Below are 23,555 nucleotides of genomic sequence, written 5' to 3' on the forward strand. Positions count from 1 at the left end.
AAAAAGTTAAAACTCAGTTATAAATGATTCAAAAAATTAGAAACTCTATTGCGAATCTATTTTATCTCCAGATACAAAAAAACCGCTAGTCATTAACTAACGGTTTATTCAAACTGTAGTTTTGGCAATTAATGCAGCCAAATTCCAGCAATTAACTCACTTTGTTAATTTCTTCTTCACGCAACTCACGGCGTAAGATTTTACCAACATTGGTCTTTGGTAGCTCATCTCTAAATTCAATCAGCTTTGGTACTTTATAAGCGGTAAGCTGCTCACGACAATGTGCTTTCAGTGATTTTTCATCAAGCGATGACTCTTTCTTCACTACGAAGATTTTCACCACTTCCCCCGACACTTCATGTGGAATACCAATGGCAGCTACTTCTAACACGCCATCGTGCATCGCACAAACATCTTCAATTTCGTTCGGGAATACGTTAAAACCAGAAACAATAATCATATCTTTTTGACGATCGACAATCTTACAAAAGCCTGCTTCGTCGATTGTTGCAATATCGCCAGTGCCAAACCACTCACCGTCCATCACTTTAGCCGTTTCTTCCGGTTTGTTGTAATAACCTTGCATCACTTGTGGGCCACGAACCTGCAATTCGCCCGGCTCGCCAAATCCACATTCAACGCCATTATCTCCCATAATGCGCACATCAGTAGAAGAACAAGGTAAACCGATAGTACCACTAAAACCTTGGCTGTTATGTGGTGATACAGTAACTAATGGACAACACTCAGTTAAACCGTAGCCTTCGAGTAAATGCACGCCTGTGATGTCTTTCCATTGCTCAGCGACAGCGCGCTGTACCGCCATACCGCCACCCAAAGCAATTTTCAAGGTACTGAAATCTAGCTCTTTAAATGCTTGATTATTTAATAAAGCATTAAATAACGTATTAACACCAGTCAGCGCTGTAAATTTATAGCTTGCTAAATCTTTAATAAAAGCGGGAATATCGCGCGGATTGGTAATCAATAAGTTTTGAGCACCGAACTTCATGAACAGCAGACAGTTCGCTGTCAGTGCAAAGATATGATAAAGCGGCAGCGCGGTAACAATAATCTCTTTACCGTCTTCAAGTTGCGTGCCGTAAGCGGCCGATGCTTGCTCTAAATTAGCCACCATATTGCGATGGCTCAGCATCGCGCCTTTGGCTAGGCCTGTAGTACCGCCAGTGTATTGAAGGTAGGCTAAATCATCACCGCTAACTTGCGGTTTCTGATAGCTTTGGCCTGCACCTTTATCCAACGCATCGCGATAGCTAATTGCCTGTGGCAGGTTAAAACTTGGCACCATCTTTTTAAGGTATTTAACAGCGAAATTTACGATGGTGCGTTTAAGCATTGGGAAGTGATCGCCAAGATTGGTAACAATCACGTGTTGCAACTCTTTAGTGTTGTTAACGACTTTCTCTACGGTATCGGCAAAGTTACTCAATACAACTAGCGCTTTAGCCCCTGAATCGTTCAATTGATGCTCTAATTCACGAGCGGTGTAAAGCGGATTAACATTAACAACCACCAGTCCTGCGCGCAGTGCACCAAACATCACAACAGGGTATTGCAATAAGTTAGGCATCATGATTGCAAGGCGATCACCGCGTTCTAGTTTCAGTTCGTTTTGGCAATAAGCAGCGAAATCTTTACTTTGCTTATCGAGCTCTGCATAAGTCATGTCATGAGACATATTGGTGAAGGCAACGTTTTGTGGGAAGCGTTCAATACTCTCTTCAAATACTTCAACCAGCGATTGATAACGCTCTGGATTAATCTCCGCTACCACGTCATCTGGATAGCTTTTTAGCCAAACTTTTTCCACAATTTCTCCTCATAGAAATCACGCATTATTTATAAATTGTTCGATCGCGTGATTTAGTATCTTTTAAACAGTTGTTTAATGCTCCCACAACTGGCGCAATTTTTAAAGTAAAAAGTAGAGCGATTGCACTAGATATTAAATAGCTCACCTTTCGGTATTATTATTTTATCCGGACTTGGGTTATTTGCCGCTAGCAAGCTAAATGCTGCGCTATGAGTTGCCAAGTGGCTTGAGGATTTTCCATATGCACATGATGACCACCAGCTATGGTGTGATGTTTGAGATTAGCGAGATGGGATTGACGAGCCTTAAGGGCATCACGCATTGAATGGTAACCGCGCTCTCCCAGAATTAACAGCGTATCGTGCTCGATGTTAGATAGAATATCCACCGCCTGCTCTTCTACCATCCGCATCGGTGATAACTGCTTTAAGCGTGAATCACTGCGCCATATAAACCCCTCACCGTCTTGTTTTATAGCGCGCTCGACTAATAGGCGTGCAATATCGCTATCAAAATCACTGGCCATAGTACGGGCTAATACCGCTTTTTCGATTGAGCTGTATTGTTTGTTTGATGGTAACTTAATTTGCGATTGGTATTTATTAATGATGGATTTTCTAAGTAGCTCTGTGGTGTCTTGCGGTTTAGCCGTAATCGGTCCTAACGCTTCAATAAGCACGAGTTTATTAACTAATTCTGGAAAGGTGCCGGCAAAAATTGAAGCGACGATAGCGCCTAACGAGTGACCGATAATATTGATCTGTTGCCACTGATTTTTTTGAATTAGCGCGTATAGGTCATATACATAATCGAGTAAATGATAGGAAGCATTTTCACCGCGATGCGCCGAAAAGCCATGTCCAGGCCAGTCAATGGCAATGACATGATGTGTGTGATTGTACTCCATCATCGGGAGGAAACTATTGGCGTTATCTAACCAGCCATGCAGTGCAATTGTCACGACATCACTTGAATTTTCTAAGCAAAACTCAAGTGCAGCCAAGTCTATGTGGCCTGTTTCAAATCGTCTATCCATACGTCTTTCCATGCTCTAGTGTCTCTGAGGCTTGCCAAGCGATTGATACAACCAATACAAAACCGCAAGGCCAGCAGCACACCATAAAACAACCCACACAATTTCAGGGACAAAAGTCATCTTCGCTAAAATAGCGCCATCGCCAGCCGCGCGCCCATCAATAAGGTAAAGCGGACTCTTAATAGCATTAAACAGTACAATAATCGCTACAAAACGCGAAAGGTGAGTTATATATACCGCACTTGTTTTGGCAAGCATTAACACTAATAAACCGATAACCGCACCTAAAATAAGCGCCGTCATTAGATTGTTAACCCATAGAATGAGAGTTACTGAGAACAGCACGATTAATGAGCCTATGGTGAAACGGGCTAAGTTATTACGGGTCCCCGCTTGAAATAATAACGCCGCCCAAATCGATACCCCGAGATAGCCACTAATTGCGATTAAAAAGCTGCTACCACCGCGTGATAACACATGCCCACTGCCATCAACCGCTAAGGCAAACTCAACAACTTGCGCACCAGTCACCACAGCCACCAGAGCATGAGAAATTTCATGGAAAATAGTCGCGAGATAAATAAAAGGTAAACCGATAAAAGGAATGTAACTAATAACGATGGCGAACAAACAGTAGCCAAAGAATAAGATGCGTTGATTCATGGCTCTCTCTAAGAAGAATAAAAAGGAAGGCTAAGCGAAAGTATCGATGCCAACGAGACGTTGGATTTCTTCGCGTTTGGGTGCGTGCTGAACGCTTTGGTATTCACTGATCGCAAGGCGTTGAGCACCTTGCGGCTTATCGTAAATGGTTTGTTGATGCGCAGCGGCGACTTTTTCGTACTGTGCTTGAGTAAGCGTACTACTCTGGCGCTGCTCTTGCTGCTGCTCGTCACCGATAACAGCACGGCGATTTTGATTAGAATTACTTGTTGAATCAACACCATCAACAACCCTGCCACGGAGAATGGCATTAGGCTCAGACGTGCCAGCAACTAAACGCTCACTCGGCGCAGCTGTTGTTGGATTTGATGGTGTATAAGTCGTATTTAAAATCATAGCCAAAGTAGTTTAGCACAAGCGATTTAAGATCGTCTAATTTCTACCCGGTAATTTTTGCCATGTCACTGTATCTCTTACGTATACTGGGCTGGCTTGATCAACATCCACCGCTTCATTGTTATCAAACGCCGCTTTGACTAGTGGTGCCATTGCATGACTCGATGGGTAAAGAATGTCGTTATTGACGGTAATATCCGCAAGTTCACTTAGTGCTGGATATGCATCCCATGCCGTACCAACAGCCACATATTGCGCTTGATTTAATACTGAATCATCGATTAGTTCAGGCTTGATAACGATCTCTTCGCCAACCAAGGTCGCAATGCCATCAACGTTGTTAAAGACGCCCCAATATACTTCACCCATTCGCGCATCTATCGCCGCAATAACCTGTTGTGCATCAGCTTCGTCCATTGCTTGTTGTGCCATAGTTGCCAAGGTTGAAATACCAATTACCGGTTTATCTGCACCAAGCGCAAGTCCTTGCATAATACCTGTACCGATACGCACGCCCGTAAAACTACCTGGCCCACGGCCCCACGCAATCGCATCTAAGTCGGCTAAGGTTAATTTGGCTTCATTAAGCATATTATCCACCATCGGCAATACCATTTTGGTATGGCTACGCGGCGTAACATCTTGCTGGTGAATAACCTCATCACCATTAACAACGGCCACTGAACAAGCTTCGGTAGAGGTATCTATGATTAGAAATTTATGTGACATAGTGTGTATTCGTTTCATCTAATAGTGGTTATAGCTGCTCAAGATAATCGATGACCTGCTTGAGATCTCGCGTTCGTTTCATGTCTGGCAAGCTTTGTAAAAATATTCGTCCATAAGGACGGGTTATCATGCGTGTATCGCATAATACGAGGGCGCCGCGATCGTTAACATCGCGAATTAAACGCCCTGCTCCCTGTTTAAGTGCGATAACTGCTTGTGGCACCTGCACAGCGTCAAACCCTTCAACGCCTTGTTTTTTCTTATCATCTAGGCGCGCTTTTAACAGCGGATCATCAGGTGATGCAAAAGGTAATTTATCGATAATAACACAGCGCAGCGCATCACCGCGGATATCTACTCCTTCCCAGAACGATGATGTGGCGAGCAATACCGCATCGCCATCTTGAACAAACTGATTAAGCAATGCTTGTTTGCTGTCATCACCTTGCACCAATAGCGTTTGGTCAATTTGTCCCGCGAGTTTAGCTTGCAGTCGATTTAAGGTTGAAAAGCTGGTCACCAAAATCAATACACCGCCGTTGCTGGCTTCAATCAGCACCTGCGTCGTTTGCGCCAATTGGTCTAAATAATTTGGACTGGCTGGCTCTGCGAAATAACGCGGCACACAAAACAGCGATTGCAGCTGATAGTCAAATGGGCTATCGAGTGACAGCGTTTGCGGATCTTTTATCCCTAGCTGCGCTGTAAAATGGTCAAACTTATCGTCAACTTTAAGTGTTGCCGATGTAAACAACCACGCGCTATCAAGTGATTTTGTGTGCTCGCTAAATTTATCAGCAATCGACAACGGGCTAATATTGAGCTGTAGATGGTTGCGAGATGCTTCATACCAAAAGCTAAATCCGATTTTATCGCCGGTTTTAAATTTTTCTAATCGCGATTTAACATCCAGTAATCGCTCAAAACAATTATCGAGATTTTCACTGCGCCCCAAGGAAATTTTAATCACCTGATACATAAAATCGAGGTTAGTGAGCAGCTGTTCAAAGGCGCCATTGACATCGCCGCGCTTTAACGCTTGTCCCCAATCGCCGCGTTCACCATTATGGGCGAATACTAAACGCAATTGGTCGCTACAACGCTGAACAATTTCGGCGGCTTTTAATAACTGCTTTGTGTCTTTAAGCTCGGTGTAATAAACATGTGAAATATCAACAGCTAACTCTTTAATAGTTTTAGTCGATAAACTCTCACCAAAGTAGCCACAAGCAATATCAGGAATTTGATGTGCTTCATCGAAAATCACCATCTCGCTTGATGGGATCAATTCACCAAAACCGGTATCTTTAAGGGCCATGTCGGCAAAGAACAAATGATGATTAACGACGATTAGATCTGCATCCATCGCTAAACGACGGGCGCGTAATAAATAGCAATCATCAAAATGTTCACATTTACGGCCACTACAATTATCGGCGCTTGAAGTTACTAATGAAAAAGCAATTGACGATTCGTTAACGCCCGGCACATCACCAAGATCACCTGACAGCGTATGCCCTGACCAGCGTTTAATTTGAATTAAATCGTGCTCTACCTGCTCGCTTTGACTCGCCCCTTGCTGCTGTAATTTATTAAAACGGTCGATGCACAGATAATTGGCTCGCCCCTTGAGCAAGGCGGTTTTAATGGGAATATTAAGGGCTTTTTTAACCAGTGGTAAATCTTTGTAGTACAGCTGATCTTGAAGAGCTTTAGTTCCGGTAGAAACTATGGTTTTTGCCCCGCTAAGCATGGCACTAATTAGATAGGCAAAGGTTTTTCCGGTCCCCGTTTGCGCTTCAACCACCAGCTGCTGTTTTTGCTCGATGGCATTGCCAACCGCCAACGCCATTTGAGTTTGCACATCGCGCTCGTCATAACCATCGATACATTGGGCTAACGCCCCATCTTTGGCAAAGGCATGCCTTATTTTGGTCTCAAGCGCTGTCATTGCAATCTAATTTCCAATAAAAAACAGGCAATGAAATCATTGCCTGTTATCATTTATCAACTTTTCAAAAGCTTAGGCGTTGTTTGCCCAAGTATCACGTAAGCCAACAGTGCGGTTAAACACTAACGCGTCTCTGGTTGAATCTTTGTTATCAGCACAGAAGTAACCTTCACGCTCAAACTGATAAGCTTGCTCAGCTTTTGCGTCAACCAGTGACGGCTCAACAATCGCAGTTGTCACAGTAACTAGTGACTCAGGGTTGATAACTGAGGCAAAGTCTTCTGCAGCTGCAGGGTTTGGTACAGTGAACAAACGATCATATAGACGAACGGTTGCTGGTACACCATGTGATGCGCACACCCAGTGAATAACGCCTTTTACTTTACGGCCGTCACTTGGATTCTTACCAAGTGTTTCAGGATCGTAGCTACAGTAAACCGTTGTCACGTTGCCTTCTGCATCTTTGTCACAACGCAATGCTTTAACGACGTAACCGTTACGCAGGCGCACTTCTTTGTCTAACACAAGACGCTTGTACTTCTTGTTCGCTTCTTCTTTAAAGTCAGCGCGGTCAATAAAGATTTCGCGGGTAAATGGCAACTGGCGCGTCCCCATCGCTTCATCATTTGGATGATTCGGTGCGTTTAATTGCTCAACTTGCCCTTCTGGGTAATTTTCAATAACCAGTTTGATCGGATCTAATACCGCCATCGCACGCGGTGCTGTCACATTTAAATCTTCGCGAATACAGCTTTCCAGCGCACTCATTTCAATCATGTTTTCTTGCTTAGTAACACCAATGCGCTTACAAAACTCAACCAGTGATGCAGGCGTGTAACCACGGCGGCGCATACCAGCGATAGTCGGCATACGCGGATCGTTCCAACCATCAACTAAGTTATCTTCGACTAACGCAGCGAGCTTACGCTTAGACATCACAGTGTATTCAAGGTTTAAGCGCGAAAACTCGATTTGCTGTGGATGTGTCTTAATAGAAATATTGTCGATAACCCAGTCGTATAGCGGACGGTGATCTTCAAACTCTAGCGTACACAACGAGTGTGTAATGCCTTCGATAGCATCGGAAATACAGTGAGTGAAATCGTACATCGGGTAGATACACCACTTGTCGCCAGTTTGATGATGCTCAATAAAACGAATGCGGTAAATAATAGGATCGCGCATCTTAATGTTTGGCGAGGCCATATCGATTTTCGCACGTAAGCTGTGAGAACCTTCTTCGAACTCACCTTCGCGCATGCGCTCGAATAAATCGAGGTTTTCTTCAACACTGCGATCGCGCCATGGGCTTGGCTTACCTGGCTCTTTTAAGGTGCCGCGGTATTCACGCATTTCGTCTGCTGATAACTGACAAACAAAAGCTTTGCCATTTTTAATCAGCTCAACGGCGTAGTTATATAAATCTTCAAAGTAGTTTGAGCTGTAACGAACTTCTCCAGCCCATTCAAAACCTAACCAGCTTACGTCTTCTTTAATAGAATTAACAAAATCGATGTCTTCTTTGGCTGGGTTAGTGTCATCAAAGCGTAAGTTTGTCTGTCCTTGATAATCCTGTCCGATACCAAAATTTAAACAAATCGATTTCGCATGACCAATGTGTAAATACCCATTTGGCTCAGGAGGAAAACGAGTAACAACACCAGTGTGTTTACCTGAAGCTAAATCTTCATCGATGATGTTGCGAATGAAATTGGTTGGACGCGCAGACTCTTGGCTCATCAGATCCTCAAAATTACTAAAACACTTATAAAAAATTGCCCGTATGATCGCTTAAATCAACAAGATTCTCAATACTTGTTCGCATTAATATGTGTTTGAGATCTAAAAACAAAAAAACCCGCTAAATTAGCGGGTTTTTAGTGGTTAAAAAGTAACTTCTAAACAGTGTTTTTATTGCTGTTTAGCAAATTGTACACGTACTGTTACTTTACGATCTTTACCATTGTTTTCGCCTTGAGCGTCTTTTTCACCATTTGCTGAAACAGAGATCTTAGCGCGTTCGATTGACCAAGTGTTTTTGATGTACTCAGTCACTTTCTTAGCACGCTTGTCAGATAGCATTTGGTTGTATTTAGCGTTACCTAGTGCTGATGCAAAACCTGCTACAGTCACGTTATCTACATTACCGTCAGCTAGCTTCCTACCAACGTTGTCTAATGTTGCTTTTGTTTCAGCGCTTAACATGCTTGAGTTATTAGCAAAGTAAACATTCACTTTTAATGGCTTGATTTCAACCACTGGCGACGGCTTAGGTGCAGGCGCTGGTGCAGGAACAGGCTCTGGCTTAACCACTGGCGCAGGTGGTGGAACCGGCACAGGTGCAGGAGCCGCTTTTTTCTGCTCAACGTCACCAAAGGTGTAACGTAAACCAGCGGTTAGTAAATCAACTTTATGTTCGAACTCGTAACGTTCCCAATCAAACATTAGTGACATATTTTCAGTTAGGTCGAATGACATACCAGCACCCCAAACCCAATCTTTGTTATCGCCAGCTGTAATACCGCGTCCCATAGTCGTGTGATTTGGACGAGAATCTAATGACGAGAAACCACCTTTAATGTGCGCGTTTACCCAATCGTTAAATGGATAATTATAAGCACCAACAATAGATAGTGCCTTACCTGAAATTGTTTCGATCTCACGAATCATTGGGCTGTTAGTTGACGTACCTAACTCTACTAAACCTAAATCAGCGTATGTAATTGCTGCAGAAAAATTGTTATCCAAACGGTAACCAAAATCTACACGCCAGCCACGGCGTTTTTGAGAATTTGGTGAGATAGTACCAACATCGCCTAACGCTAAAACTTCATTGCGTAATTCTTCTTGGGTAGCATAGCTCTTAGCTTGACCCGCGTTGCCTTGAATATACCAACCTTTTTCAACGTCTTTCGCCATTGCTGTACCAGCCATAACGCTTAGTGCAATAGGTGCAAGAATGAATTTTTTAAGTTTGATGTGTTTCATGGTAGTTCCTTGTATAAAAATGAATATTCTTAAGTTACTTCGTGTAATGTGGTCATTAAAACAATCATGCAATGAATTTTAACTGAACGATTTAATAATATCACAGTCTAAGGGCCAATCTCCCGTGAAATTTATCGTTTTTTATCCAAAAACGATGATAAATCACTATTTAAATCAAAATATAAGGCTTTAGTTCTTTATCTAAAATATCGATGGCCAATACCATCTCTCCAACAGCCGTATAATTGGTGTTTATAACGAATAGATATTTCAGCTAAAAAGCGCTAGATAGTGCTGTGCGCAGCGGATATTCCGTGTTATAACTAGCCTGAATTTGACGCGTCCGCGTCGAAGCTCAATTAACGACCTTAAATCAACTAACAAATAGGACTCTCCCCATGTTTGAAGTGGTAAAGACAGCCGCTGCTGATCCCATCCTCGGTTTAACTGAAGCCTTTAAAAAAGACACTCGCGGTAACAAAATTAATCTTGGTGTTGGTATTTATAAAACCGATCAAGGTGAAACGCCTGTATTAGAGTGTGTTAAAAAGGCTGAGCAAATTCTGCTTCAAAATGAGAAAACAAAGTCGTATTTAAATATTGAAGGCTTAGCTGCCTATGCCTCTGTGGTTCAGCAACTACTGTTTGGCAAAGACAGTGAGATTGTTAGCGGACAACGAGCAGCAACCGCACAAGCGCCAGGCGGTACAGGTTCACTGCGCATTGCCGCAGACTTTATGGTCAAGCAATTGGGTGTGAAGCGTATTTGGGTCAGTAATCCAACGTGGGCGAACCACGGTAATATTTTTAAGGCTGCTGGTTTAGAAGTTGTTGAATATGCCTATTATGACGCGGCTAATCAATCACTTGATTTTGACGGTATGCTAGCGTCTCTTTCACAAGCTCAAGCTGGTGACGCGGTATTGTTCCACGGCTGTTGTCACAACCCAACAGGTATTGATCCTACATTAGCGCAATGGCAACAGATTAGTGAGTTGGCTGCTAAACAAGGCGTAATTGGTTTATTTGATTTCGCTTATCAAGGCTTTGGTGTTGGTATTGAAGAAGACGCGCAAGGGCTTCGTACATTCGCTCAGCATAACCAAGAGTTTATTGTTGCCAATTCATTCTCGAAAAACTTTGGTCTGTACAACGAGCGTGTAGGTGCAGTTACCCTAGTTGCTGCGACACAAGAAATAGCGCAGTCTGCATTTAGCCAAGTAAAATCAATTATTCGTGCAAACTATTCAAACCCACCTTCACATGGCGCAGCAGTTGTAGCAACGATTCTTGCTGATGAAGAATTAACGGCGCTATGGCACAGCGAATTGGCACAAATGCGTGAGCGCATTGCCCAAATGCGTGTGTTATTTGTCGAGAAATTAGCGCAATACGGCGCACAAGGCGACTTTTCTTTCATCACTCGTCAATGCGGCATGTTCTCGTTCTCTGGTTTATCGAAAAAGCAAGTTGAAACATTAAAAGTAGAACATGGTGTGTACATTGTTGGCTCTGGCCGTATTAGTGTTGCAGGCATGACGAGCAGTAATATTGACGATTTATGTAAAGCAATTTGCAAGGTAATTTAAAAAAGTACTTTAAACGTAGCGCTGTAAAAAAGTGCCTTAAATAGCTGAAATATCAAAAGGGGATGCAATGCATCCCCTTTTGATTTTCTAACAACTTAATTAAGACTGCACCTGCTTTAGGTCTTTAACGCGCAAGCGAATCAACTGACGTCTGTTTTCTATCAATTCCAATAAATTGAGAAATTGCCATTGTCGTGCAATTGACGCCAAGTTCGGGTTATCTTTCAGCGGCCACATTTGATATTTTGCACTCGGTAACCAGCCAGAGGCAAGCAGCTGAGCCATTTGCTTTAATGCGTCACTTTCTTGCCCAGATAGCGCGTAAGCCTCGGCTAAGGGCAACGCATAAAGCTGATGTAAGCCAGAGCTTTTCACAAACACAATAAAGTGTTTAAGGAGTTCCTGAGCTTCGTCATTTCGTCCCGTTTTCATCAAAATATTAGCATAGGTAGGCAAATAGAATAACCTATCAGCACCACTGGCTAAGCTAATGTCATCATTAGTTAACCAATCGTCATTTGCCAATAGATTATAGGCTTGCTCAGGATCATCAGCCTTTAAGTACAGAGCCGCGGCTTGCCATTGTGTCATGCGATATTGCGGCGAAATTCTGTCTGTTGCCGCGACCACACATTCGTTAATTGACAGCTGGGTAATACAGTAAGTATCATCGCTTATCGTTTGTTCGATAAAGTTAAGGTTCTTGTTGGATTTGTTGTTATCGCTATTGAGATAACTTTGAACTTTATTGTAATTGACCCCAAAGAAGTAAATTTGTTGTTCTAGCGTAGAGAGCGCTATAGCGTGCTCTTCAATTAAACGCTGCGCTTTTTCTAAGTTACCCAATGCCACTAAATCATATGCTTTCCAATAATACGAATATGCATAATCATAGCCGTGCTCTAGCAAAGCATCGACCAGTACAATACTGCGATTATAATCGCCTAAACGACGATAGCTTTCACTGAGTAATTTTATAATTTGCACTGAATTATGATTGCGTTCCATCGCACTAACAAGCGCTTCATGAGCTTTGTCATAAACACCAATGTAATTGTAATAACTCGCAGCAATCTCATAGCCCAAGCTATGATTTGGATAAAGCTTAATAACCCGTTTTGCTAGCACATCTAAGTCACTTGCCGATATTACCTGCTGGGTTTGTGACAAAGTTGTATCGTGCAACGTCGTTATTAAATAGTTAAAACGTTGATTTAGCGCCACTAGACAATCAGAGGTATTTGCTGGTGTGACTTCTTGCACCATAGAAAAATCAGAGATGTGGCACTGATCGTTGATAATGGCTGAAGCTTCATTACCGGTGATACTTTTGGTTAAACCGATATTAAAAGCATCATTTTCAATGAGATTCTGACTAGACGAGTCTGAAAGAGAGACAGTTAATTGCGTGGGTTGCTTGCGATTTTGTTTGGTAATAACTTCTAGATTTAACGCTAGCTGTTCGTCAAGAGTGCTAATAGTCCCTTTTACCAAAGGAAGTGTATCGTTTCCTTGATAAGGCAACACTTTAATAGCCGGTAGATGCTGTAACTTTTGATCAAGCCACCACTGGATTCGTTGAACATCCTGCTCAGTTAAAGCAGTGTTATCTTGATCAAAGGTTAATGGCTCGACATAGAGAACATCACTTGGAATAAAGACGATTGGCGGCTCTTCGTTAACATAACGGAAGCCGAAAAAGGCAATTATCAAACAAAGCATGCCGATGATAATCCAGCGCCACGGCGAACTTTTAGCTTCAGCCTCTGATAAATCATCTGTCGATTCATTCGATAAATCTAATTCGGGCGCTTGTGATTTGTTGATATCGCTATCTGGCGCTGGCGTGATATCCTGCTCAGAAGAAACATCAAGCTGATGCGATGCTGTATCTTGTTCTGCTGATTCTTCAGCTGAAGGCTCTTGTTCAGCTAAAGGCTCTTCCTTGGCTAACGGCTTTTCTTCTTTTAACAGCTCGTTAACCGCTGCTGCGTCTGAATTTGGTGTTTTATCGACCTCTTCTTCTGGCGCTGGTGTACCTGAAATAAACCCGAGATCGTCGAAGATATTTTGTTCCAGTACCCCACTGTGAACAGCTTCTGATTGCTCTTCGGTAAGCTCTTCCGTTTGATTGGCTACCAAAGTTTCTTCATCGGGGCGCACACTCGGCTCAGCTAACCAGCGGTATCCTTGACGCGGAACTGTTTCGATATATTGTGCATCATGAGTCTTATCATCAAATACTCGGCGCAGCTTGGCAATGCTCTGATAAAGCTTATTGCGCGACATAGTTTCGTCGTCAAGCTGCTCAAGAATCGATTCAGCACTGATCACTTCAGGATAGGCATTAATCAATTGCCACAACACATCGAGTGTATGCTGATTAAGAGAAACAGATTCTAATGATTCATCGAGTAACTGATCGCTCGCCGCCTTGATCAGCATTGACTCGGCGTGTGAAAACACCCATTGATTTATTTGTATAGATTTATCTTGTTGAAGCACTTAATAAATACCAATCCTTATTACATGGTGTCACCTTACCTTGTTTGAGCAAAAGACACAAAAAAACCGCGAATAGTTCGCGGTTTTTTTAATCAATTTAACTCGACTAAGTTAACGAAAATTAGCCGTGCTGCTCAGCTAAATATAACCAAGTTTTAAGAACTGTATCAGGATTTAGCGATACACTCTCAATGCCTTGCTCAACTAGCCATGCTGCGAAGTCTTCGTGATCTGAAGGACCTTGACCACAAATACCTACGTACTTGCCTTTGGCTTTTGCTGCAGAAATTGCCATCGCTAGCATCTTCTTAACCGCTGGGTTACGCTCGTCAAATAACTCAGATACTATGCCTGAATCGCGATCTAAGCCAAGGGTTAACTGGGTTAAATCGTTAGAGCCAATTGAGAAGCCATCGAAGTATTCTAAGAACTCATCTGCAAGTAGTGCATTTGATGGTAATTCACACATCATAATAACGCGCAGGCCATTTTCGCCGCGTTTTAAGCCTTGCTCTTCAAGTAGCTTAATAACCGCCGCCGCTTCATCTAAGGTGCGTACGAATGGGATCATAATCTCAACATTCGTTAAGCCCATGTCGTTGCGAACACGCTTGATCGCTTCACATTCTAGTGCGAAACAATCTCTGAACTCTTCAGAAATGTAACGCGAAGCACCGCGGAAACCTAGCATTGGGTTTTCTTCTTCCGGCTCGTAAGCCTCACCACCGATCAGGTTAGCGTATTCGTTTGACTTAAAGTCAGACATACGCACAATCACTTTCTCAGGTGCGAAAGCACAAGCCAATGTTGAAATACCTTCGGTTAGCTTAGCAACGTAGAATTCTACTGGTGATGAGTAACCCGCCATCATATCGTCGATGTCGCGTTTAACATTCACTGGTTGCTCGTCATAGTTGATAAGCGCTTTGGGGTGAATGCCGATCATGCGGTTGATGATAAACTCTAAACGTGCAAGGCCGATACCAGCGTGTGGTAGGCGAGCGAAATCAAAGGCGCGATCAGGATTACCTACGTTCATCATGACTTTAAGCGGTAGCTCAGGCATGTTGTCAACTTCTGAAGTTGTTACGCTATAATCAAGTTTGCCTTCGTAAATAAAACCAGTGTCACCTTCGGCACAAGAAACTGTAATATCCGTACCTTCTTTAATTGAATCTGTCGCATTACCACAACCAACAACCGCTGGCACACCCAATTCACGAGCGATAATCGCCGCATGACAAGTACGACCGCCGCGATTTGTTACAATCGCAGATGCGCGTTTCATGATTGGCTCCCAATCAGGATCCGTCATGTCAGTCACTAGTACATCACCTGGCTGGATGCGATCCATCTCGTCAAGTGAGGTTAATACTTTGGCGGTACCACTACCGATCTTGCCGCCGATTGCACGACCTTCAACTAAGATAGGGCCTTTTTCATTAAGCGTGTAACGCTCCATGAAGTTGCCATCTTCGCGCGAGCGAACCGTCTCAGGGCGCGCCTGAACAATGTAAAGCTTACCGTCGTTACCGTCTTTCGCCCACTCGATATCCATCGCACGGCCGTAGTGTTTCTCGATAATTTGTGCTTGTTTGGCGAGTTCTTGGACTTCGCTATCAGAAATTGAGAACTGCTGTGAACGAGTCGCTTCAACGTCTTTAGTAATTACTTGCTTGCCGTGCTCGGTGCTATCAGAGTAAACCATCTCGATAAGCTTGCTACCGATGTTACGGCGCACAACTGCTGGACGGCCAGCCTCAAGCGTTGGTTTGTGAACGTAGAACTCGTCTGGGTTTACAGCACCTTGTACTACCATTTCGCCTAGGCCCCAAGATGATGTGATAAATACAACATCTTCAAAACCTGATTCGGTATCAAGGGTAAACATTACACCAGAAGCCGCTATGTCACTGCGTACCATGCGCTGTACACCAGCAGACAGTGCTACGCCGCGATGGTCGTAACCTTGGTGTACGCGATAAGAAATAGCGCGATCGTTAAATAATGAAGCAAATACGTGCTTAATAGCTTCACGTACGCTATCAAGACCAACAACGTTTAGGAAAGTCTCTTGCTGACCCGCAAAAGAAGCATCTGGCATGTCTTCGGCTGTCGCTGATGAGCGAACCGCAAACGACATACCCTCTGAAGAATCTGCTAGCTTGGTATAAGCTTCTTTAATTGCATCTTCCAACGCCGGCTGAAATGGCGTGTCTAAAATCCACTGGCGGATGGTTTTACCAGCGTCGCTTAGTGCGGCAATGTCGTCAACATCAAGCTCATCCAGCAGCTTGTACATTTTGTCATTGATACCACTTAGCTCTAAAAACTCGTTAAATGCATGAGCGGTTGTCGCAAAACCACCAGGAACTTGCACTCCCGCATTAGATAAATTACTGATCATCTCGCCTAGAGATGCGTTTTTTCCGCCAACAATCTCAACATCGTTCATGCCAAGTTGTTCATACCACAGTACATAATCTTGCACTATAAAGTCCCCGTTTTACATAATGGAAAATAGCAATGGAGTTGCATTGTACACTGCTATAAAATGCAAGGTAAATCACATTTTTGGAATTATGAATATTAATTCGAAATATTACGAAAGGAATTACAAGTGAGAACTGTATTTTATATTTCCGATGGCACGGCGATCACCGCTGAAATCCTTGGCCACGCTGTTTTATCTCAATTCGATACCCCATTTGATCAAATCACTATCCCCTTTGTTGAAAGTGTTGAACGTGCTCGTGAAGTTGCAGAAGAAATAAACAGCCATCAAAGCGAAGAAAACCTGCCGTTGGTTTTTCACTCAATCGTTGATGAAAATATCCGCGAAATTATCGCGCAGTCAAACTGTCTAGCGCATGATTTTCTCAATACCTTCGTTGCGCCGTTGGAAAAACAGCTGGGAATTAAAGCTGAGCCAACTCTGCATCGTACGCACGGAATTGCTAACAAAGCCTACAGCGCCCGAATTGATGCCATTAACTATTCATTAGACAATGACGATGGCATTACCCTGAAAAATCTCGACGACGCTGAGATTATTTTGGTGGGCGTATCTCGCTGTGGTAAAACCCCGAGCAGTCTTTACTTAGCCATGCAATTTGGTATTGCCACCGCTAACTACCCATTTATTTGCCAAGACATGGATGCGCTTAAACTGCCACAAGAGCTTAAAAAGCACAAACACAAGATATTTGGCCTAACTATCGATCCGCATCGCCTGCACGATATTCGCAGTCAGCGCCGCGCCAATAGCCAATATTCGTCTTTGCGCCAATGTCGCCTAGAAGTTAAAGAAGTGGAAATGCTCTATCGCAAAGAACGCATTCCTTACATCGATACTACTAAATATAGCGTTGAGGAGATCACCGCTAAGATCCTCGATATTACAGGTCATAAACGGACGATGTTTTAGCGAAAAATTCTCATTGCGATAAGTTATTGCGGATAAAGCTAAATATTCAACGATATTTGCTTTATCCCAAGGCCTGTTTGGGCTATGGTAAGCGCCATTAATAAAGATTCCAGCAAAGCAATAGAAAATGTCCATAAAAACCGATGAACTCAGAACTACCTACATCGACCAAGTTATCACGCCAAGTCAATTAGCCAGTGAGTATCCACTATCAGAGCAAGGTGCTGATAGTCTTATAAAAAGTCGCCGTGAAATCGAAGCAATCATCAACGGTCAAGACAAGCGTTTACTCGTTATCGTTGGCCCTTGTTCTATTCACGACACCGATGCGGCACTTGATTACGCCCGCCGCTTAAAAGAGCTGCAAGTTAAATATCAAGACAGCCTAGTGATTGCGATGCGTGTTTACTTTGAAAAACCACGCACCATTGTCGGTTGGAAAGGATTGATTAGTGATCCTGATTTAAATGGTCAATATCAAGCCAATAAAGGACTGCGACTTGCGCGTCATTTGTTGGTAGAACTTACCGAAATGGGCTTGCCAATTGCCACCGAATTCTTGGATATGGTGAACGGTCAGTACATTGCCGACCTCGTTAGCTGGGGCGCTATTGGTGCACGTACCACCGAGAGTCAAATTCATCGCGAAATGGCTTCAGCGCTGTCTTGTCCTGTCGGCTTTAAGAACGGTACTGATGGCAATACTAAGATTGCGATTGATGCAGTACGCGCCTCGCGTGAAGCTCACATTTTCTATTCACCAGATAAAGACGGCATGATGACGGTATACCGCACCCACGGTAATCCATTCGGCCACGTTATTTTACGCGGCGGTAAAACGCCAAACTATGAAAAAGAGTTTGTAGATGCCGCTTGTGATCAATTAGCTGTTAATAATCTAATGCCATCTGTAGTCGTTGACTTTAGCCACGGCAACAGCCAGAAGCAGCACAAACGTCAATTAGATGTTGCAGCAGACATCATGCAACAAATGCGTGATGGCAGCATGCGCATTGCTGGTGTCATGGCAGAAAGCTTCATCGAAGAAGGTAATCAAAACGTCGTTGAAGGCGAGCCATTAGTCTACGGTAAGAGTATTACTGACGCCTGTATTCACTGGCAAGATACAGAACAACTGCTTAGTGATTTAGCAGCTGCCTCTAAGGATCGTATGGCGCTATAAAAACTTAGCAAACGCTACCAGTTTTATCTAAAGGAGCTTTCAAGCCAATATCTGTCAGTTAAGCGAAAAATTCAATATAGGAGCATAATTTGGTGTGCTTGTGAGATTAGGATTGCTTATTTGACATTTTGCGAAAGCACACCAGTTACTTTTCTTTGCGTCGCCAAAGAAAAGTAACCAAAAGAAAGGCGACCCGTGATTTAGTGTTGATTCTTAAATGATAAATTGCCTGTTCAATACCGTATTTGATCCGCATCCCTGCGGCAAATACTCAAAAATCATCCATGATTTTTGCATTGGTCAATTTCTAATTTAAGACGCAAAATGGCGGGAGCTGACCGCACTATAAGCCTATAAAAGCTCTTAACTGATCGGCATTAGGCTATCAGACTCTTATTCATCCCCATCTTTAAAACGAATAATGGTAAATACCACAAAATAAAAAGGGATAAAAAGTAATCAAAAGTACTTGATCATTGAAAAATAATACGCCTAATATATTAATTACTTAATGGAATGTAGACTATTTTATGATTGGAATGACAAGCACTTCGAGCAATATGACTTTAAAACGTAAACTAATGCTCGCGATGACTTTTGCCGGATTAGTCCCTTTATTGATCGCTGGCATTATCAATACCGTATCCACCTCTTTTGCCCTTCATGACAGTGCTCGCAACCAACTTGAATCACTGAAAAGTGCTAAAAAATCACAAATTGAAGCCTACTTTGCTCAAATTCGAAATCAAGTGACGACATTAGCCGATAGTGAAATGACTATCAGTGCGATGCAAGAGTTTACGAATAACCTCTACGATCTATCGGTACAACTTCCTCAAACAGAACAACAAAAATTAGACGCGCTTAATAGCTATTATCAAACCGAATTTCTCAACGAGTTCAAAAACCACAAAGTCGCCAGTCAGCTGCCAGATATTACAAAGTTAATTCCAACTGAAGAACCTGCATTGAGCGCTCAGTTTGCTTATATCGCCAATAACGAATTCAAACTTGGTAACAAGGACGCGCTACTACGTGGTGATATTGAGTCGAGTTATCATGATAGTCACGCCAAATATCATCCGAAATTTCGCAACTACCTCAACAAGTTCGGCTATTACGATATTTTCCTAATCGAGCCAGACCAAGGCCATATTGTTTACAGTGTTTTTAAGGAAGTTGATTACGGAACTAGTGTCATTGATGGGCCGTATAAAGATTCAGCTCTAGCAAGCGCTTTTCGTGCAGCCCTCAATATTGACGTCAAAGACAAAGCAAAGCTCATCGATTTTTCGATGTATACACCTTCTTATGGCAATCCAGCATCATTTATAGCCGCACCTATATTTGACGGTGATGAGCGTATTGGGGTTTTGGTATTTCAAATGCCAATTGGTGTTATCAACGGCATTATGCAAACTAGCGATGGTTTAGGTGAAACCGGTGAGACATTCTTAGTTGGTAGCGACAAGCTCATGCGTTCTCAGTCTAGATTTAACGAGAATAATACAATATTGCGCACTACAGTTGATACTCAAGCGACAACTAATATTGCCAATGACATCACCGGCAGTGAGACAATTATCAATCATTTAGATCACAGTGTTTTGTCAGCGTTCGCGCCATTAAAGATTACCGACCTCAACTGGGGAATTGTCGCTGAACTCGATGAAAGCGAAGCCTTTGCAGCCATTACTACACTGATTTGGGAAACAGTAATTATTGCCGTCATTACGATCGCTGTTCTAATTGGCTGCGCAATGGCCTTCTCACGTGGCCTTACTGAGCCACTAGTCGAAGCAATCAAGGTAGCGAAATCAATTGCTAATGGTAAGTTAGACAACGAAATTAATCGCAATAATAGCAATGAAATTGGCCAATTATTATTGGCACTTGGCAATATGCAAGACAATCTCAATGAGCGCACCAAAGCCACTGAACGAGAACTTAGCATTAATACTAGAATCAAGCAGGCACTAGACAATGTTAGCGGCAATATTATGGTACTCAACAAAGGCCACAAAGTAGTTTACACCAATAACGCGCTACTCAAACTGCTCAACCAATATGCCGATGTGTTTAATTTACCCACCGATGACATTGGCGGTTCGCCAGCCACAACGATCTTTAGTGCGATGAACGTGGACTCAGCGTCTTTGGTGGGCGTGAGTCAGCAACAAGTCAATGAAAGCGTCGTAAACGGCGTAACATTGAACTTCACCGCCAATCCTGTATTTAATGTCACTGGTGAGCAACTAGGAACAGTGGTGGAAATTGTCGACCGCACTCCAGAAGTGAAAACTCAAACTGAAATTCAGCAAGTGGTGGATAATGCACTACGAGGAGATTTTAGTGACCGCATAACATTGGATGACAAAGCGGGTTTCTTTAAATCCTTCTCATCGAGCATCAATCAACTAGTTGATGTTTCAGATCAAGTCACTACTGACGCCCTCCGCATATTTAGTGCGCTAGCAAAAGGCGATCTCACCCAAACGATAACCGCAGAATATCACGGTCAGTTCGAGCAGTTAAAAATCGACGCCAACTCCACCGTTGAGCAACTGACTGCTATAGTTTCACGTATTCAGCAATCGGCAAATAGCGTCAACAGCGAAGCGCAACAGTTGGCTGGGGGCAATGAAGATTTGCACAAACGCACCGTTGAACAATCAGCAAGTCTCGAACAAACCAATGTTGCGTTACAGGAAATAACCAATACGGTTGAAGACAACTCTTCCTACGCTTCAAAAGCCCACGTATTGGCACAGAAAGCTCGTCAGTTCGCTGAACAAGGCGGTGATGTAGTGCAAAAAGCGATGACAGCTATGGAAAACATTAATCACTCCACCAGCAACATTTCCGAAATTATTAGTTTGATTGATAACATTGCCTTTCAAACCAATTTACTCGCGCTTAATGCGGCTGTTGAAGCAGCTCGCGCTGGTGAGCAAGGTCGAGGTTTTGCCGTTGTTGCCGGCGAAGTAAGAAACTTAGCGGGACGCAGTGCAGCGGCAGCTAAAGATATTAAGAATCTCATTGGTGATGCGCAAGATAAAGTCAGTGACGGCTCAATATTAGTTACCGATACCGGAGATACTCTGCAAAATATTATCGACAGTGTCACAGAAGTATCGTCTGTGGTGGCGAATATCGACAATGCATCGACATCACAATCATCATCGATGGAAGAAATTAATCAGACCACCAAACACCTCGAGAACATTACGGTCAAAAACTCGGAATTAGTATCATTAGCGGCAAAATCGAGTACTAATCTCACGTGTCATGCGCAGGAATTAAAACAGCTAATTAGCTTCTTCCAAGTTGAAGCAGATACTGTCTCGCCTGCTAACAGCGAGCACAAGAGCCCCTTACCCGCGTAACATTGATCCAATTCATGAACTTAAAACGCCATCACACCCCGATGGCGTTTTTGTTAACCCTATTTACCGACTCTTTGCTATGATGCTGCCATCTTATTGATACAAGGATAATAAAATGTCTAATAACAATGGTTTTACCCCATTAAATATCTGTGTGCTGACTATTTCTGATACGCGAGATGAATCGACTGACACCTCAGGTGGGCTATTAGTCACAGAGATTAGTGAGACGGGCCATCGCATTTATCAAAAAGCCATTGTCAAAGATTCTATTTACGATATTCGCGCCATTGCTTCTAAATGGATAGCTGATGACAACGTCCACGCCATAGTCACCACTGGTGGCACAGGATTTACACCTCGTGACAACACACCTGAGGCAATGTCAGTATTGTTTGATAAAGACATCGAAGGCTTTGGCGAGTTATTTAGACATATATCCTACAGCGAAATTGGCACTTCAACCGTACAATCTAGAGCATTAGGTGGCATGGCCAATAAAACAGCTATTTTCTGCCTACCTGGCTCGACCAATGCTTGTCGCACTGGTTGGCAGAAAATCATTAAAGAGCAGTTAGATGCGAGCCACAAACCTTGTAACTTTGTGACTCATTTGAATGTGTAGTTGATTAAATTACGCAGGGTTGTCGATATCGATGAACTCGACGTCGACATCCAAATTATCGGCAACAAACTCCCCTAGTGCTTTTGCGCCGTAACGCTCGGTAGCGTGATGACCAGCAGCAAAAAACGCAACGTCATATTCGCGCGCCAAATGAATAGTTTGCTCAGAAACTTCACCACTAATAAAGGCATCAATGCCCTGCTCGCCAGCCATTTCGATAAAGCTTTGACCGCCGCCACTACACCAGGCCACAGTGCGAATCTCTTTATCAGGTTGTCCTTCGACTAACACATCGCGTGCTAATGATTGCCCAATGCGTCGTTCTAATTCAGCCACTGTAATCGGCGTTGCAAACTCACCTTTGACGGCAACACTGACAGGATTTCCCGGCTCTAATCCTTGTACGTTACTAATACCAAATCGCTGCGCCAGTTGCGCATTATTGCCAAGGGTAGGATGAATATCGAGGGGCAAATGATATGCAATTAAGTTAATATCAGCCATCAACAGGCTTTTAATACGTTTTTTCTTCAACGACGTAATGGTTTGGCTCTCGCCCTTCCAAAAATAGCCATGATGAACCAAGAGCGCATCAGCGCCATGGGCAATTGCTGCATCAATCATTGCCTGAGAGGCTGTAACACCTGTGACAATTTTCTTAATGTCAGTTGTCCCTTCAACCTGCAAGCCGTTTGGACAATAATCTTTAATTTTATGTGGCTCTAACGTCTTATCTAAAAACGCCATTAATTCATTACGTGAAACCATTAACTCACCGTATTTGTTATTTTGGCTTAGTGTAAATTTCCGCTGCACTAATGTCTATCACCATGCATCCCCCCAGAAATAAAAAAGGCTGCGATTGCAGCCTTACCAGTATTAACATAGATAACAAAAACGAAAAAAGCCCCCGAACTCAATGCGGGGGCTTTTCTCTAAATAGGTGTTTGGCAATGTCCTACTCTCACATGGGGAAGCCCCACACTACCATCGGCGCTAAGTCGTTTCACTACTGAGTTCGGAATGGGTTCAGGTGGGACCAACTTGCTATGGTTACCAAACTAATTAGGTGCTCTTTACGCAATCGCGTTAATAACGAATCTGGAAAGTGATTATATTCTGTTCTTCTAACAACAAATGTCTTGTTATTTCTGAGGTCTCTAAAACACATTAGGTGTTGTATGATTAAGCCTCACGGGTCATTAGTACGGGTTAGCTCAACGCCTCACAACGCTTACACACC

16 protein-coding genes and 1 rRNA gene are annotated in these 23,555 nt (G+C 43.1%); 5 read left to right on the forward strand and 12 right to left on the reverse strand.

The window, feature by feature from the left end:
• Positions 1-151: 151 nt before the first annotated feature.
• The 8 genes from fadD to MHM98_RS12640 form a co-directional block, all read right to left on the reverse strand.
• On the reverse strand, positions 152-1,831 hold the full coding sequence (gene fadD, locus MHM98_RS12605) for a long-chain-fatty-acid--CoA ligase FadD (RefSeq protein WP_239439686.1): 1,680 nt from the start codon (positions 1,829-1,831) through the stop codon (positions 152-154).
• A 190-nt stretch (positions 1,832-2,021) separates the two neighbouring features.
• On the reverse strand, positions 2,022-2,870 hold the full coding sequence (locus tag MHM98_RS12610; protein ID WP_239439687.1) for an alpha/beta hydrolase: 849 nt from the start codon (positions 2,868-2,870) through the stop codon (positions 2,022-2,024).
• 15 nt (positions 2,871-2,885) lie between these two features.
• Positions 2,886-3,533: a M50 family metallopeptidase gene (locus MHM98_RS12615; protein WP_239439688.1), complete on the reverse strand. Its 648-nt coding sequence runs from the start codon at positions 3,531-3,533 to the stop codon at positions 2,886-2,888.
• Positions 3,534-3,563: 30 nt separating this feature from the next.
• Positions 3,564-3,929, reverse strand: a complete 366-nt coding sequence (locus MHM98_RS12620) for a hypothetical protein (RefSeq protein WP_239439689.1) — start codon at positions 3,927-3,929, stop codon at positions 3,564-3,566.
• Between the two features lie 36 nt (positions 3,930-3,965).
• A complete protein-coding gene (gene tsaB, locus MHM98_RS12625) occupies positions 3,966-4,658 on the reverse strand; it encodes a tRNA (adenosine(37)-N6)-threonylcarbamoyltransferase complex dimerization subunit type 1 TsaB (RefSeq protein WP_239439690.1) in 693 nt (230 codons plus the stop codon).
• Between the two features lie 28 nt (positions 4,659-4,686).
• A complete protein-coding gene (locus tag MHM98_RS12630; protein ID WP_239439691.1) occupies positions 4,687-6,609 on the reverse strand; it encodes an ATP-dependent DNA helicase in 1,923 nt (640 codons plus the stop codon).
• A 72-nt stretch (positions 6,610-6,681) separates the two neighbouring features.
• A complete protein-coding gene (glnS, locus tag MHM98_RS12635) occupies positions 6,682-8,349 on the reverse strand; it encodes a glutamine--tRNA ligase (protein ID WP_239439692.1) in 1,668 nt (555 codons plus the stop codon).
• A gap of 171 nt (positions 8,350-8,520) precedes the next feature.
• On the reverse strand, positions 8,521-9,597 hold the full coding sequence (locus MHM98_RS12640; protein WP_239439693.1) for an OmpA family protein: 1,077 nt from the start codon (positions 9,595-9,597) through the stop codon (positions 8,521-8,523).
• Between the two features lie 398 nt (positions 9,598-9,995).
• Here MHM98_RS12640 and MHM98_RS12645 point away from each other — a divergent pair, with 398 nt between their 5' ends.
• Positions 9,996-11,186, forward strand: coding sequence for an amino acid aminotransferase (locus tag MHM98_RS12645; protein WP_239439694.1), 1,191 nt, complete (start codon positions 9,996-9,998; stop codon positions 11,184-11,186).
• A 99-nt stretch (positions 11,187-11,285) separates the two neighbouring features.
• Here the strand turns inward: MHM98_RS12645 and MHM98_RS12650 are convergent, their stop codons facing one another.
• On the reverse strand, positions 11,286-13,691 hold the full coding sequence (locus tag MHM98_RS12650) for a winged helix-turn-helix domain-containing protein (RefSeq protein ID WP_239439695.1): 2,406 nt from the start codon (positions 13,689-13,691) through the stop codon (positions 11,286-11,288).
• A 121-nt stretch (positions 13,692-13,812) separates the two neighbouring features.
• A complete protein-coding gene (gene ppsA, locus MHM98_RS12655; RefSeq protein WP_239439696.1) occupies positions 13,813-16,182 on the reverse strand; it encodes a phosphoenolpyruvate synthase in 2,370 nt (789 codons plus the stop codon).
• A gap of 129 nt (positions 16,183-16,311) precedes the next feature.
• On the opposite strand from ppsA, the gene MHM98_RS12660 reads away from it, so the two are divergent.
• The 4 genes from MHM98_RS12660 to moaB all read left to right on the forward strand — a co-directional run bounded on the left by MHM98_RS12660 (position 16,312) and on the right by moaB (position 22,312).
• On the forward strand, positions 16,312-17,118 hold the full coding sequence (locus MHM98_RS12660; RefSeq protein ID WP_239439697.1) for a pyruvate, water dikinase regulatory protein: 807 nt from the start codon (positions 16,312-16,314) through the stop codon (positions 17,116-17,118).
• A gap of 127 nt (positions 17,119-17,245) precedes the next feature.
• Positions 17,246-18,301: a 3-deoxy-7-phosphoheptulonate synthase gene (locus MHM98_RS12665; RefSeq protein ID WP_239439698.1), complete on the forward strand. Its 1,056-nt coding sequence runs from the start codon at positions 17,246-17,248 to the stop codon at positions 18,299-18,301.
• A gap of 560 nt (positions 18,302-18,861) precedes the next feature.
• Complete coding sequence (locus tag MHM98_RS12670; protein WP_239439699.1) at positions 18,862-21,687, forward strand: methyl-accepting chemotaxis protein; 2,826 nt, start codon at positions 18,862-18,864, stop codon at positions 21,685-21,687.
• Between the two features lie 115 nt (positions 21,688-21,802).
• Entirely contained in the window at positions 21,803-22,312 is a 510-nt protein-coding gene (gene moaB / locus MHM98_RS12675) for a molybdenum cofactor biosynthesis protein B (protein ID WP_239439700.1), read from the forward strand.
• A 9-nt stretch (positions 22,313-22,321) separates the two neighbouring features.
• Here moaB and MHM98_RS12680 read toward each other — a convergent pair whose 3' ends face one another.
• Positions 22,322-23,080, reverse strand: a complete 759-nt coding sequence (locus MHM98_RS12680) for a Nif3-like dinuclear metal center hexameric protein (RefSeq protein WP_275441586.1) — start codon at positions 23,078-23,080, stop codon at positions 22,322-22,324.
• A gap of 177 nt (positions 23,081-23,257) precedes the next feature.
• Positions 23,258-23,373, reverse strand: a 5S ribosomal RNA gene (gene rrf / locus MHM98_RS12685).
• Positions 23,374-23,555: the final 182 nt, after the last annotated feature.

It is taken from the genome of Psychrobium sp. MM17-31 (genome assembly GCF_022347785.1).
Classification (GTDB): domain Bacteria; phylum Pseudomonadota; class Gammaproteobacteria; order Enterobacterales; family Psychrobiaceae; genus Psychrobium.

Excerpts from the sequence above, each read along its gene's own strand:
- MHM98_RS12640 (WP_239439693.1), bottom strand. The coding sequence starts at position 9,597 with ATGAAACACATCAAACTTAAAAAATTCATTCTTGCACCTATTGCACTA.
- MHM98_RS12615 (WP_239439688.1), bottom strand. The coding sequence starts at position 3,533 with ATGAATCAACGCATCTTATTCTTTGGCTACTGTTTGTTCGCCATCGTT.
- MHM98_RS12620 (WP_239439689.1), bottom strand. The coding sequence starts at position 3,929 with ATGATTTTAAATACGACTTATACACCATCAAATCCAACAACAGCTGCG.
- glnS (WP_239439692.1), bottom strand. The coding sequence starts at position 8,349 with ATGAGCCAAGAGTCTGCGCGTCCAACCAATTTCATTCGCAACATCATC.
- MHM98_RS12630 (WP_239439691.1), bottom strand. The coding sequence starts at position 6,609 with ATGACAGCGCTTGAGACCAAAATAAGGCATGCCTTTGCCAAAGATGGG.
- MHM98_RS12665 (WP_239439698.1), top strand. The coding sequence starts at position 17,246 with ATGTCCATAAAAACCGATGAACTCAGAACTACCTACATCGACCAAGTT.
- MHM98_RS12680 (WP_275441586.1), bottom strand. The coding sequence starts at position 23,080 with ATGGTTTCACGTAATGAATTAATGGCGTTTTTAGATAAGACGTTAGAG.
- moaB (WP_239439700.1), top strand. The coding sequence starts at position 21,803 with ATGTCTAATAACAATGGTTTTACCCCATTAAATATCTGTGTGCTGACT.
- MHM98_RS12610 (WP_239439687.1), bottom strand. The coding sequence starts at position 2,870 with ATGGATAGACGATTTGAAACAGGCCACATAGACTTGGCTGCACTTGAG.
- tsaB (WP_239439690.1), bottom strand. The coding sequence starts at position 4,658 with ATGTCACATAAATTTCTAATCATAGATACCTCTACCGAAGCTTGTTCA.
- MHM98_RS12670 (WP_239439699.1), top strand. The coding sequence starts at position 18,862 with ATGACTTTAAAACGTAAACTAATGCTCGCGATGACTTTTGCCGGATTA.
- MHM98_RS12645 (WP_239439694.1), top strand. The coding sequence starts at position 9,996 with ATGTTTGAAGTGGTAAAGACAGCCGCTGCTGATCCCATCCTCGGTTTA.